This is a genomic window from Peptoniphilus indolicus ATCC 29427, from assembly GCF_000227315.1.
Classification (GTDB): Bacteria; Bacillota; Clostridia; order Tissierellales; family Peptoniphilaceae; genus Peptoniphilus; species Peptoniphilus indolicus.
Window position 1 is genome coordinate 1,094,981 of record NZ_JH165061.1, and the last position, 12,710, is coordinate 1,107,690.

Genomic DNA, 12,710 nt, shown 5'->3' on the forward strand with positions numbered 1-12,710 from the left:
GTATATATATAAAAAATTATTTAAAATAAATTGTATTGAATGAGAATTTTTTGTGGTATAGTTTCTATACAATTTTAGTTTTCTATTTTTGTATTGTTTTAAGGAGAAATAAAAGATGAAGATACACATGGGTCTTGATATTGGTTCAACTACTGTTAAATTAGTAGTTTTGGACGATGCTTTCAATATACTTTATCAAACTTACAGAAGACATTTTTCGGATGTTAGATTTACTGTAAAGCAAGTTATAAATGATGCTTATGCACATTTTAAATATGATACGGTTACGATAGCAGTGACGGGTTCGGGAGCTTTATCTATACACAAGTCATTACAAATCGAATATATACAAGAGGTTGTGGCTGCTACAGAGGCTATTCAAAGATATATTCCACAAACTGATGTTGCAATTGAACTTGGTGGAGAAGATTCAAAGATTACCTATATGAGCGGTTCGGTAGAACAAAGAATGAATTCTATATGTGCAGGGGGTACAGGAGCTTTTATTGACCAAATGGCATCATTACTACAAACAGATGCTTCAGGTTTAAATGATATGAGTCAAAGCTATGAAAAGATATATCCAATAGCTTCAAGGTGTGGAGTATTCGCAAAAACAGATATCCAAGCTCTTATAAATCAAGGCGCAAAAAAGGCGGATATAGCAGCATCTGTATTTCAATCGGTAGTGAATCAAACAGTTTCAAATTTGGCTTGTGGTAGGCCTATAAAGGGAAAAGTAGCTTTTTTAGGAGGGCCATTACATTTTTTACCAATGCTTAAAAATAGATTTGTGGAAACTTTGAAACTATCTGAAGAAGAGACCATAGTTCCTGAAAACTCTGAAATTTTTGTGGCGTTGGGTGCAGCGTTGTCAAGTTTTGATGGAGATATGATTTCTTTTATGGAACTCTACAAAAGAGCAAATAATTCTAAGGAAAAAATAGATAAGGAATCGAAGATTTTACCTGCTCTATTTGAAAGCGAAGAAGAACTTTCAAATTTCATTGAAGAACATAAGACTAAAGATTTAAAGAGAGAAGATTTAAAGTCATATTCCGGAGCAATGTACCTTGGGATAGACTCAGGCTCAACAACTTCAAAGGTGGTTTTGATGGGGGAAGACAATCAACTTCTATATACTTATTATGGAAGCAATGAAGGGAATCCACTTGATATAGTTGTAGAGCAATTAAAGGAAATTTATAAGAGAAAAAATGAAAATTCATATATAAAATCAGCTGGTTGTACAGGATATGGAGAAGATTTTTTAAAGGCTGCACTCAATTTAGATTTTGGAGAAGTTGAAACAATTGCTCATTTTAAAGCCGCTGAATTTTTTGAACCGGATGTAGATTTCATACTCGATATAGGTGGTCAAGATATGAAGAGTATGAAAATAAAGAATGGAGTAATAGAGTCTATTCTTTTAAATGAAGCTTGCTCTTCAGGGTGTGGTTCATTCTTAGAGACTTTTGCAAAAACTGTAAAAATGGATGCAAAGGAATTTTCTGAAATAGCACTACATTCAAAACAGCCTGTTGACCTTGGTTCAAGATGTACTGTATTTATGAATTCCAATGTAAAGCAAGCTCAAAAAGAAGGTGCTCAAGTAGAGGATATCTCAGCGGGACTTGCATATTCTGTAATAAAAAATGCAATACAAAAAGTTATAAAGGTCAGAGACCCAAAACAACTTGGAAAGAACATAGTTGTTCAAGGTGGAACTTTCCTATCAGATGCAGTTTTAAGGGCATTTGAATTAATCACAGGGGTAAAGGCTACAAGACCGTCTATTGCAGGGATTATGGGAGCTGTGGGAATGGCTTTAATAAGTAAAGAAAGAGCAGATTTTGAAAAATCAAGCATATTGAATTTGGAAGAACTTGAAGCATTCACATATAAGACGGTCCAAACTCATTGTAGACAATGTACAAATAATTGCGCACTCACAGTAAATACTTTTTCAAATGGAAAAAGATTTATAACCGGAAATAGATGTGAAAAAGGTGCTGGAATAGTAAGAAAAGAAGCTGACCTTCCAAATTTGTATTCTTATAAATACAAGAGATTATTTGACTATAAATCACTTAATGAAGAAGAGGCTAAGAGAGGGACAGTTGGTTTGCCAAGAGTGTTGAACATGTATGAAAACTATCCTTTCTGGCATACATTTTTTACACAACTCGGGTATAGAGTAGTGCTTTCTGATGAGTCAAATAGAAAAACTTATGAGAAGGGGATAGAATCCATAACTTCAGAGACAGCTTGTTATCCTGCAAAAATATCTCATGGACATGTGGAAAACTTAATAGAAAAAGGAGTAAAGTTCATATTTTATCCTTCAGTTTTCTATGAGGAAAAACAATTCGATACAGCTAATAATACGTTGAATTGTCCAGTAGTAGCCGGATATTCAGAAGTAATTAAAAATAATCTGGAAAATTTAAGGGAAAATCATATAAAATTTATGAATCCTTTTATGTCATTTGACAATAGAAAAAAACTTGAAAAGAGACTTTCAGAAGTTTTTGAAAATATTCCATCAAATGAAGTAAAAAAAGCTGTTAAAATAGCTTATGAAGAGTCTGATAGGTATAAAGCAGATGTGAGAGCAGAGGGTAAGAGAGCCATGATGGAAATTGAAGAAAGAGATATAAAGGGAATTGTGTTGGCAGGTAGGCCATACCATATTGACCCTGAGATAAACCATGGAATACCGGAGCTTATAAATTCTCTTGGACTAGCAGTTTTATCAGAAGATTCGATTTCAAACCTGGTAGATATAGATGGTAAACTCAGAGTATTAGATCAATGGAATTACCATTCAAGACTTTATAGAGCAGCTAAATTTGTCGGGATGCATAAAAATTTAGAGATGATTCAATTAAATTCATTCGGCTGTGGAATCGATGCGGTAACAACAGACCAAGTAAATGAAATATTAAGCGGTTATCACAAGATATATACGGTTTTGAAAATAGACGAAGTAAATAATTTGGGAGCTATAAAAATTAGAATAAGATCTCTACTAGAAGCATCTGACAGACGGGAGATAAATGAAGAACCTGAGATAATTGACGAAAAACCGGTTGAGTTTACAAAGAAGATGAAAAAAGACCATACAATATTAATTCCACAAATGGCTCCAACACATTTTGCACTGCTAAAACCAATACTCAAAATTCTTGGATATAATTTTGAAGTGTTACAAGACTTAGATTCAAAAGTTGTAAATGAAGGGCTTAAATACGTAAATAATGACGCTTGTTATCCTTCAATATTTGTAGTTGGTCAATTTATGGATGCACTTAAGAGTGGAAAGTATGACCCAGACCACATAACATTTTTGATGTCACAAACAGGTGGAGCTTGCAGAGCATCAAATTACGTAGGATTTATAAGAAAGGCATTAAAAGATGCAGGATATGGACAAATTCCCGTGCTTGCACTATCTCTACAGGGAATAGAAGAACACGAAGGGTTTAAACTGAACCCAACAGAGTTAATACCACTCGTAAATAAGATCATAATGGGACTTTTATATGGAGATTTAATTATGAGATTGACTCAAAAGATTAGACCTTATGAGATGATAAAGGGTTCAACAGATGTTTTATATAGAAGATGGGTTGAAATTTGCCAAAATCCGTTGAGTTTTCAATTAAAGAAATTTAAAGAAAATGTAAAACAAATGGTAAGGGAATATAGTGCGCTTGAAATAAGTGATGAGGTTAAACCTAAAGTTGGGATAGTTGGAGAAATATTGGTAAAATATCTTCCGGCAGCTAATAACTATATTGCAGAAAAAATGGAAAAAGAAGGTGCTGAAGTAGTAATACCGGATTTGACAGACTTTATAATGTATTCATTTAAAAATGCTGAAATCAAACACAAAGAACTATCTAAAAGATTAATTCCTGGTATTATATGTAATTTTGGAATAAAATACATTGAAAAATATAGAACAATAGTTAGAAATGCCTTGCAAGAACATGGTTTTCATACTCCAAGGAAGATAGAGGATATAATGGAGTATGCTAAAAAATACGTGGACTTGGGCAATCAATACGGAGAAGGTTGGCTTTTGACAGGAGAAATGGTCGAGTTAATAGAGGACGGATGTGAGAACATAGTATGTGTTCAACCGTTCGGTTGTCTGCCAAATCACATTACCGGAAAAGGTGTGATAAAAGCTATAAGAGAAACCTATCCAACTTCAAATATAGTTCCAATAGACTGCGACGCTTCAGCTTCTGAAGTAAATCAGTTCAACAGAATAAAACTTATGTTGGCACAGGCAAAGAAGAATTTAGAAAATAAAGAAAGTGTACCAATAATTAAAAAGAATATCAAAATAGCAAAGAGATAAGGTGAAATTCTTATCTCTTTCTTATTTTGATTTTAAGTGTTAAACTTATATAAATAAATCTTTTACAAAGCTAATGAAAATGATTATTGACATGTGGGGAGGTAAATATATACTAAAATCAAGCGATGGCTATTATAGAGTTTGTAATTCTAAGGTTTAAAGCAGTAAACTTTAGTTAAGGAGATAAAATGAAAAAAGTATATAATATTTTTATGTTGTTGTTTTCTTTTGTTTTAATAGTGTTGTGTGTAAAGAAGACAAGCATAGATGAATTTAAAAGAGTTATGGAAAACCCATTTAGAAATGGTGTTAAAATAGAACAACAAAAAGGGTCAAAAGAAGTTTTAGAAAAATTGTTGGATATGTCTAAAAAATACAATTTGACAATAGTAAAATCAATAAACGAACATAGTAGTGTTGATTATTACATCTATTCGCCGAATAATGAATTTCAAAGAAATATTTTAAAAATTTCAGATGATAATTTTAAAACTATTACAAATATGCCAAGTGATTCAAAAGAAAAGGTCTTTAGCATGTTATATAATAATAAAATAAATTTTAAATCACTTGAAGAATTAAAAAATATAAGTCTTGAGGGAATCTATAATATCTATGGCGAAAGCTCAAATATATTTTTGAACGATTTAGAAAAAGTTAATACGGAATATCAAGAATTTTTTAATGTTTCTATAGAAAATAGCGATAAATACCATGGGAAGGGCTTTAATGATAATTATGAAAGCGATATGTATTTGATATTATCTATGGGAATGTTGGTAATCGCTTGTGTATTGGCTATGTACTTGGTTGATTCAAATGAGAGAGGATTTGCCATAAGAAAATTAAATGGGCATGATGAAAATACTATATTAAAGAGGACTTTTTTTAAAGATATAGGATTTCCTTTAGCTTTAAGTGTAGGTATAAGTATTATAATTTCAATTTTATTTATATATTTAAAAGGTTACTTATCAAGAGTAGAAAATCTTTATATATTTTTTAAAGGATTAAAGTACTATATTATATTTTTATTTGTACACTTAGTTTACGTAGCCTTATATTTAAAATTTAAATTGAGTAGACTAAGAGCTAAACAAATGGCAATGGTAATAAAATCCGGAAGACGAAACGGCAATATTTTAAATCAATTGACAGTTATGGGGTCGATTTTTATTGTAGTCATTAGTTTGGTATGGCTCTATCCGGATGCAAGTGAGCTGGCATCTAAGAAGAGTATGATGAATAACTATAAAAAGTATATGGACTATACAAAAGTGGGTGTTTGGAATTCTAAGGAGGTAAAAAATGAAACAATATATAAATTGGGAGAACTTTGGAAAATTTTAAATGACAACGGGGCAATTTTGTTTAGTAAAATAGGCGAAGATGATGCAAAAGTTCCAATTAATTATATTTACATAAACAAGAAATATATAGAGATTTCAAATTTAAAAGACCAAAATAAATCGCTTCAAAATTTATCTGATGACTCAAAGGTTATGGATATTATTGTGCCAAAAAAATTAAGGGAATATGAAAGTGATATTTTACAAAAGGCTCATATGTACCACGTGAGAGATAAGTTTTTGTACGAAGATATATTGAATAAAACAGACTACTATTCTGAAAATATAAACAATCCTGATTATAGGGAAAATATATACTATATAGAAGATAGTAAAAATTTATTTAATTTCTCTAATGCTGCTAGATCAAATGGCAATGATGTATTTCTTGTAATAAATAATAAAAATGTAAACGGTAATGCCTATATACCGACATTACCGGAATTAAATATACCAAATGATAAAGTGCTTGAACAGAAAATTGAACAATTTTTTCAAAGCGATAGCATGAGGCGTACTACTGACTACACTATTACTCCATTAAAGGTTGCATTAGGAGATGGGCTTAGGTTTTATGAAATAAATGTGAAGATAGCTGTTTCTGTGTTTATATTTAGTTTATTATTTTTACTAATGTCAATCTACACTTATGCGTCTGTATATTTTCAAAATAATAAGAATAAAATTTCTATTAAAAAATTCTTAGGATTTGACTTTTTTCAAGATACATAAGAAGATTATGATAAATTTTGTTGTATCTGAAATATTAATTTTTGCATTATCAATAGCAATGGCTAAGTATTTTGAAAATAGTATTAAATATTTTTATGCATTGAAACCCGCGGTAGTAATAAATATATTAGTTTTATCTATAAGCTTTATAGTTTTCATATTTACTTTGAGAAGAAATGAAAAATATAAGATTGTAGAAGTATTAAAAGGAGAATGATATGGAAAAAATCATAGAATTAAAAGATATATCCAAAAGCTATGGGGAACATAATGTACTAGAAGGTTTTAGTGATATATTTTCAACCGGAGAAATGGTTGCCTTGGTTGGAAAGAGCGGAAGCGGGAAGAGTACGTTGTTAAATATTATAGGTCTGTTGGAAAATAGTGATAGCGGAGAAATAATTTATAAAGGTCAATCCATAGGCAATATTGATTCTAAACAAGCTATGCGGATTAGAAGATATGGACTGGGATATGTATTTCAAAATTTTGCATTGGTTGAAAATGAAACTGTTCTAGAAAATTTAAAACTGGCACTTGAGTATAGAAAAGAAGCAAATAAAATGAGTTTAATTGAAGAGGCTTTGAACAATTTTGGGCTGAAAGATTATGTAAACCACAAAGTATATCAGTTATCTGGGGGACAACAACAGAGAATAGCTATGGCGAGAGTTGAGTTAAAACCTTGTGATGTTATTTTAGCTGACGAACCTACGGCATCTTTAGATAGAGAAAATGGGGCTGTTGTAATGGAAACTTTGAAAAGATATAGAGAGGAAGGAAAATTAGTAGTTATAGCAACTCATGATATGGAAATAGCTAATGAATGTGATAGAGTAATTAATTTAGATTAAATTATAGTTTAAAAATAATTTTAAATAGAGTAAATTATGAAGCCTACAGTAAAGTTGGCTTCATTTTTATATCTAATTATAATCATAAGGGTTGGAGCATAAGTTTGATTAAGATTAAGGGTTAGTAAATATATGATTATTAGAAAATATATTTATTTAGCAATATATATTCGTAAAATGTATAATGTTAAATATTGACAACAGATATTTTTTGAAGTAAAATTAAAAATTTGACTTAAGTAGTGAAATAGTATATAATAATCATGATAGTTTTCGCACGTGTAGAGAGGACGGTAATCCATGAATCAAATGTATGAAATAAGAAATGAGTTGGAAGAAAATCTTGGCAAGAAAGTTATCATAAAAGCTAATAAGGGTAGAAAGAAATACATTACAAGACGTGGTGTTTTAGAGTCTGTATATCCTAGTTTGTTTTCTATTTCTGTAGAAAATGGCGATGAAAAATCAATAGTAACTTATACTTACTCAGATGTACTTACTGAGACGGTTAAAATTTTAATTTTAGATGATGATGTTGATTTTAGCGACTTGAAATCAAAAAAGATATCGTAAAATAGAGATAGAGCCTGAAGGCTCTATTTTTTTGTGTTATAATTTCAAAGAGGTGGATATGGTGAAGTCGTATGCGAAAATAAATTTATCTTTGGATGTGGTGTCTAAAAGAGAAGATGGCTACCACAACATTGCAAGTATTATGCAGAGAATAGATATTTATGATGAAATGGAAATTGAAAAGTCGGATGTTTTTAAATTTTTCTCTGATATGGAATTACCTGATGAGAACACTGTAACTAAGGCGTACAAGATAATTACAGAGTATATTGGAAGAGAATTGCCTGTTGGTATTAAATTGTATAAGAAAATTCCAACCGGAGCCGGACTTGCCGGTGGATCAGCTAATGCTGCGACTTTGTTTGAAGAGATAAATCGGATTTATAATTTGAATTTGAATACAGATGAGCTTAGAGAACTTGGGGTTAAGGTTGGAGCTGATGTTCCATTTATGATAGGAGGAAAAACTGCACTTTGTGAAGGAATAGGCGAAGCGATTACAGATTTGGATATTGATTTTAAAAAGTTAAAAGCTCTTATTGTTAATCCGGGGTTTGAAGTAAGTTCTAATGAAGTTTATTCAAATATGAATTTAAAAGTTGATAGGGTTGATTTCAATTCACTAATATATGCATTAAGGAATGAAAATTTAGTAGAAATTTCTAAATATCTTAGAAATGATATGGAAGATTTCGTGTTTAAAAAATATATTGAAGTGGAAAATATAAAGAAAGAGATTTTAAAGTACACAAGTGCTACACTTATGAGCGGTTCCGGCTCTACTGTGTATGGTCTTTTTGACAACGAAGAAGCTTTAATGAAGGCGTATAATAATTTTAGAGAAATCTATAAAAATACTTACATGGTGAATTTAATATAATGGTTTATTTGATTGATGATTCAATAGGAGCGCTTATTTTTTTAAATGAGTGTAATGTGGGCGGTAATGTAATCATAGATAATATGTACTGGCCCTTGGCGATGATGCCAAAGACAATTAAATATAGGATTGATAATATTGAAAAAAATACAAATGGGAAGTTGATATGCACTAATCCATCTATGTCTATTTTTTTCGAAGATGCTATCACTGGAATTGAATCATTTAAAAAAGATTTTGAAGCAAAAGAGGGAGTGGTGTTGTCCAACAAAATTTTTGCTGAAAAGTTTAATGGTGTAGATGTTCAAGTTTTAGCTAATACTGTGGTGGATGGAAATGTGAGCGAGTATGTTGCCAAAAACTTATTGGATTCTTACATAGGTGATGCAAAAGTTGTCTATATTATGGAGCCTTGTATTCATTATTACAGAGAGTTTATGGAAAAGTTTTATCCGAATGTAGAGTTTAGGTTTTTATTTGACTATTTAAAGGCTGAGATTATAGGATTAGAATTTACAAAGAGTAAGTTCTACGTTACTGGAAATAGAATAGGACTTTATATGGGGGCTGAAGAGCTACTTGGAGGGAACTATTCTTCTTTTAGGAGATTGAAATGGTAGAAATTGATGATTTTCAAGAAATTCTTGAGGAATTATATGAAGAACTTCCTGAGAGTATTTACGATGGTCTTACAGGCGGAATAATTGTTGAAGAAGAATGTAAGTACTATGAAGATGAACCTGGTCTTATATGTCTTGGAGTATATGAAAGAAGTATGCTTGGGAAGTGTATAAGAATTTACTACGGCTCATTTATGAATATGTATTCTTGGTATGATAGAGATAGTTTAAAGGATGAGCTTAGGAAAACTCTACATCATGAATTGACTCATCATATAGAATTTTTGGCTAAAGACAATGATTTGGAGTTAGAGGACATAGAATTTTTGAATAAGTATAGAGAAAATAAGGAGAGTTAATGAATAAAATCGCAGGTTATTTTTATAAGTCGGTGGGGTCTATAATAGACTATACACTTCAAGGGCTGATATATATTTTTACAGTGTTAGTAAATATATTTTCGTCTATAAAACAGTTGTTTGGTTTAGTTTTTTCGGCGGCCGGATGTTTAATATTATTTTTTATATTCAATCCTTTCTTTTTAGCAGCACTTTTGAGAAGCCCTTTATTTTGGATTGGAGTATTGTCTTTAATAGTTCCGATTATAGGGACAATTGCCGTAAGTTATTTGAAGTATATCCACTATATGGCGACTGAATATTTCTATGATAAGGCAGATTTTTACATACTTGGAAGAACTGCAGCTTATAAGAGAATGGAAGATTATGGGAATAAATATAGAGAAAATCTTGAAAGGGAGAGATTAAAAAGAGAGCAGGAGAGAAGAAAAAGACAAGAGGAAGAATTTAGAAGACAATTTGGAAATTTTGGAGAAGGTGCTCAATGGGGAAGTTGGACTTTTGGCTCTTTTGAAGATTTTGAACAATTCTTCGGACAAGCTCAAAGTGGGGGCTATTATAATGGCTATGGTCAACAAAGTGGAAATCAAAATCAGAGATATCAAGCTCCTAATTCATTTAAAAATCAGTATGAATCAGCTTGTGATGTCTTAGGAGTTCCCTATACAGCAGATAAGTATGAAATAAAGTTGAGTTATAGAAAAATGGCTAAGATTTACCATCCGGATTTAAATAAAGCAGAAGATGCTGCAGAAAAATTTAAACAGATAAATAATGCGTATGAGTTTTTAAACGATGAAAATATTGTGAGGTATAAGAATTTACATTGAAACAGAAACAAAATTATAATTTTTTAATGGAACAAGAGTTAAAAAGATTAGACCATAGACCAACACTTTTATTACACGTTTGTTGTGCTCCATGTTCATCAGCTGTAATAGAGAGAATGGTAGAATATTTTGATATATGTGTGTTGTTTTATAATCCAAATATGGACACTGATGTTGAGTTCATCAGAAGAGCAGAAGAGATTGATAGACTTTTGAGTGATTGTGGGTGGAGTGTGGATGTAAAAGTTTTAGACTATAACCACGATGAGTTTTTAGAAATTGCAGAGGGTCTTGAAGAAGCTCCGGAAGGCGGAGCAAGATGTATGAAATGTTATAGACAACGTCTTGAAAAAACTGCCGAGTATGCAGCTGATAATGGGTTTGAATATTTTACTACAACACTTTCAATAAGTCCCTATAAAAATGCAGAGGCATTAAATTCAATAGGTAAAGGGCTTGAGAAAGAATACAATGTAAAATATTTGTATTCGGATTTTAAAAAGAAAAATGGGTTTAAACGTTCGACAGAACTTTCAGAGGAATATGGACTTTACAGACAAGATTATTGTGGATGTGAGTTTTCTAAAGTGGAGAGGTAAGTGCCTCTCCATTTTTTGTTTTGAAATAAAAATTAGCCCTGTAGTATAAAATTAATCTACAGGGTTGGGTTTAAAAATTTAATATAGTTCTTCGATTTTAAAGAGTTTATGCAAATTATTTATGATGTCAGAAGCTATCATAGAGTCCATACTCAATTCTTCTGCGGCAAAATCTCCCGCCATTCCGTGAATAAACACTCCAAGCTTGGTTGCAGCAAATGGTTCAATATTTCTCCCAAGAAGTGAGGTAATTATACCTGATAGGACATCTCCTGAACCGGCCGTTGCCATACCGGGGTTACCTGAGTTATTAATGTAAGTCTTGTCTTTTGAAACAACAATTGATTTATTTCCCTTTAAAACTAAAATTACATTGTATTCGCTTGCAAATTTTTTGGCAGATTCTAATCGATTTTCATTTATGTAGTCAGAAGACAATCCACTAAGTCTTGAAAATTCAACCGTATGTGGAGTGAGAATAGTTGGGTATGTCCTTGTCTTTAGTAAGTCTAAATTTTTGGCAAGCAAGTTTATTCCGTCGGCATCTATTAGAAGTGGTTTTTCTAAAGTTAAGACGGCCTTTAATATTTCTTCAGCTTCTTTTTCCGTTCCGATTCCAGGACCTATACAAATTGAATTTAAATTTTGTAGAAATTCTAACATTGAATTTAAATCATCAAAACTTTTTGCAATTGGTTCTACATATTTTAGTGTCATAATATCTAAAATATCTTTTGAAACAACATTGTATACAAGACCTGAGCCAGTTCTAAGAGCTGAGTTACTAGCGAGGTATGCTGAACCTGTCATACCTTTTGAGCCGGCAATTATTCCGATTTTTCCATAAGTTCCCTTGTGTGAAGATGGGTCTCTTTTTTTAATATTCCCTTTATTTCTGATGGGATGTAATACGATTCAAAAAAATTTTTTCATAATTCACCTACTTTTAATTAATATTATCATAAGGAGTTGATAAAATAAAAAGGCTTGAGATACACTCAAACCCATAATTATTTATGCTCTATTACATATTCAAGAATTTGTATTGCGTTTAGCGCCGCTCCTTTTCTTGTGTTATCTGAAACACACATAAAGTTTATACCATTTTCAACAGAATGGTCACGTCTTATTCTACCAACGAAGACTTCATCTTTTCCGGTTGCAGTGATTGGCATAGGATAGATATTATTTTTTACATCATCTTGTAAAACAATACCTTCTGAATTTTTGAAGATATTAAAAATTTCTTCAACTTCAAATGGTTCTTCGGTTTCCACTACAATATTTACCATATGACTTTCAAAAACTGGTATTCTAACGGCAGTGGCAGTTATTCTTAGAGAGTCATCAGATAAAATCTTACGACTTTCATTTACCATCTTAAGTTCTTCTTTTGAATATCCATCTTCAGTAAAATCATCTATGTGAGGAATTGCATTGTGTGAGATTTGGTAAGGATAAAATTTATTCTTTCCACCCCAATCTCCTAATTTTAAATCATCAATTCCATTTACTCCACTACCTGCAACTGCTTGATAAGTA

General features: G+C 31.3%; 12 protein-coding genes. 10 read left to right on the forward strand and 2 right to left on the reverse strand.

What is annotated here, in order from left to right; genetic code table 11:
• Positions 1–115: 115 nt before the first annotated feature.
• The 10 genes from HMPREF9129_RS04910 (at position 116) to HMPREF9129_RS04955 (ending at position 11,168) form a co-directional block, all read left to right on the forward strand.
• A complete protein-coding gene (locus tag HMPREF9129_RS04910) occupies positions 116–4,372 on the forward strand; it encodes an acyl-CoA dehydratase activase-related protein (protein ID WP_004820974.1) in 4,257 nt (1,418 codons plus the stop codon).
• A 188-nt stretch (positions 4,373–4,560) separates the two neighbouring features.
• Positions 4,561–6,453 carry a bacteriocin-associated integral membrane family protein gene (locus tag HMPREF9129_RS04915; RefSeq protein ID WP_004820976.1) on the forward strand — a complete coding sequence of 631 codons (1,893 nt, stop codon included), beginning with the start codon at positions 4,561–4,563 and terminating at the stop codon, positions 6,451–6,453.
• A 7-nt stretch (positions 6,454–6,460) separates the two neighbouring features.
• Entirely contained in the window at positions 6,461–6,670 is a 210-nt protein-coding gene (locus HMPREF9129_RS04920; RefSeq protein WP_040552335.1) for a hypothetical protein, read from the forward strand.
• Position 6,671: 1 nt separating this feature from the next.
• The gene (locus tag HMPREF9129_RS04925; protein WP_004820979.1) at positions 6,672–7,307 is read left to right on the forward strand and encodes a putative bacteriocin export ABC transporter; all 636 of its coding nucleotides are present in this window, start codon (positions 6,672–6,674) and stop codon (positions 7,305–7,307) included.
• A 300-nt stretch (positions 7,308–7,607) separates the two neighbouring features.
• Entirely contained in the window at positions 7,608–7,880 is a 273-nt protein-coding gene (locus HMPREF9129_RS04930; RefSeq protein WP_004820981.1) for a Veg family protein, read from the forward strand.
• A gap of 61 nt (positions 7,881–7,941) precedes the next feature.
• Positions 7,942–8,760 (forward strand): 4-(cytidine 5'-diphospho)-2-C-methyl-D-erythritol kinase, encoded by an 819-nt coding sequence (gene ispE, locus HMPREF9129_RS04935; protein ID WP_218916025.1) that lies wholly within the window; start codon positions 7,942–7,944, stop codon positions 8,758–8,760.
• Positions 8,760–9,380 carry a hypothetical protein gene (locus HMPREF9129_RS04940; protein WP_004820994.1) on the forward strand — a complete coding sequence of 207 codons (621 nt, stop codon included), beginning with the start codon at positions 8,760–8,762 and terminating at the stop codon, positions 9,378–9,380. Before ispE ends, HMPREF9129_RS04940 begins: the two co-directional genes overlap by 1 nt.
• Positions 9,374–9,739: a metallopeptidase family protein gene (locus tag HMPREF9129_RS04945; RefSeq protein ID WP_004820995.1), complete on the forward strand. Its 366-nt coding sequence runs from the start codon at positions 9,374–9,376 to the stop codon at positions 9,737–9,739. Before HMPREF9129_RS04940 ends, HMPREF9129_RS04945 begins: the two co-directional genes overlap by 7 nt.
• Positions 9,739–10,569 carry a DnaJ domain-containing protein gene (locus tag HMPREF9129_RS04950; RefSeq protein WP_004820997.1) on the forward strand — a complete coding sequence of 277 codons (831 nt, stop codon included), beginning with the start codon at positions 9,739–9,741 and terminating at the stop codon, positions 10,567–10,569. The genes HMPREF9129_RS04945 and HMPREF9129_RS04950 overlap by 1 nt, the downstream gene beginning before the upstream one ends.
• A 26-nt stretch (positions 10,570–10,595) precedes the next feature.
• Positions 10,596–11,168, forward strand: a complete 573-nt coding sequence (locus tag HMPREF9129_RS04955; RefSeq protein WP_040552564.1) for an epoxyqueuosine reductase QueH — start codon at positions 10,596–10,598, stop codon at positions 11,166–11,168.
• Positions 11,169–11,246: 78 nt separating this feature from the next.
• Here HMPREF9129_RS04955 and HMPREF9129_RS04960 read toward each other — a convergent pair whose 3' ends face one another.
• Positions 11,247–12,083: an NAD(P)H-hydrate dehydratase gene (locus tag HMPREF9129_RS04960; RefSeq protein WP_306424715.1), complete on the reverse strand. Its 837-nt coding sequence runs from the start codon at positions 12,081–12,083 to the stop codon at positions 11,247–11,249.
• Positions 12,084–12,178: 95 nt separating this feature from the next.
• Positions 12,179–12,710, reverse strand: a 532-nt coding sequence (locus tag HMPREF9129_RS04965; protein WP_004821004.1) for an aspartate-semialdehyde dehydrogenase, incomplete at its 5' end; no start/stop codon positions are given.

What these genes read in the sequence shown, in the direction of transcription:
- HMPREF9129_RS04945 (WP_004820995.1), top strand. Translation starts at nt 9,374, where the DNA reads ATGGTAGAAATTGATGATTTTCAAGAAATTCTTGAGGAATTATATGAA.
- HMPREF9129_RS04950 (WP_004820997.1), top strand. Translation starts at nt 9,739, where the DNA reads ATGAATAAAATCGCAGGTTATTTTTATAAGTCGGTGGGGTCTATAATA.
- HMPREF9129_RS04940 (WP_004820994.1), top strand. Translation starts at nt 8,760, where the DNA reads ATGGTTTATTTGATTGATGATTCAATAGGAGCGCTTATTTTTTTAAAT.
- HMPREF9129_RS04930 (WP_004820981.1), top strand. Translation starts at nt 7,608, where the DNA reads ATGAATCAAATGTATGAAATAAGAAATGAGTTGGAAGAAAATCTTGGC.
- HMPREF9129_RS04915 (WP_004820976.1), top strand. Translation starts at nt 4,561, where the DNA reads ATGAAAAAAGTATATAATATTTTTATGTTGTTGTTTTCTTTTGTTTTA.
- HMPREF9129_RS04920 (WP_040552335.1), top strand. Translation starts at nt 6,461, where the DNA reads ATGATAAATTTTGTTGTATCTGAAATATTAATTTTTGCATTATCAATA.
- HMPREF9129_RS04955 (WP_040552564.1), top strand. Translation starts at nt 10,596, where the DNA reads ATGGAACAAGAGTTAAAAAGATTAGACCATAGACCAACACTTTTATTA.
- HMPREF9129_RS04910 (WP_004820974.1), top strand. Translation starts at nt 116, where the DNA reads ATGAAGATACACATGGGTCTTGATATTGGTTCAACTACTGTTAAATTA.
- HMPREF9129_RS04925 (WP_004820979.1), top strand. Translation starts at nt 6,672, where the DNA reads ATGGAAAAAATCATAGAATTAAAAGATATATCCAAAAGCTATGGGGAA.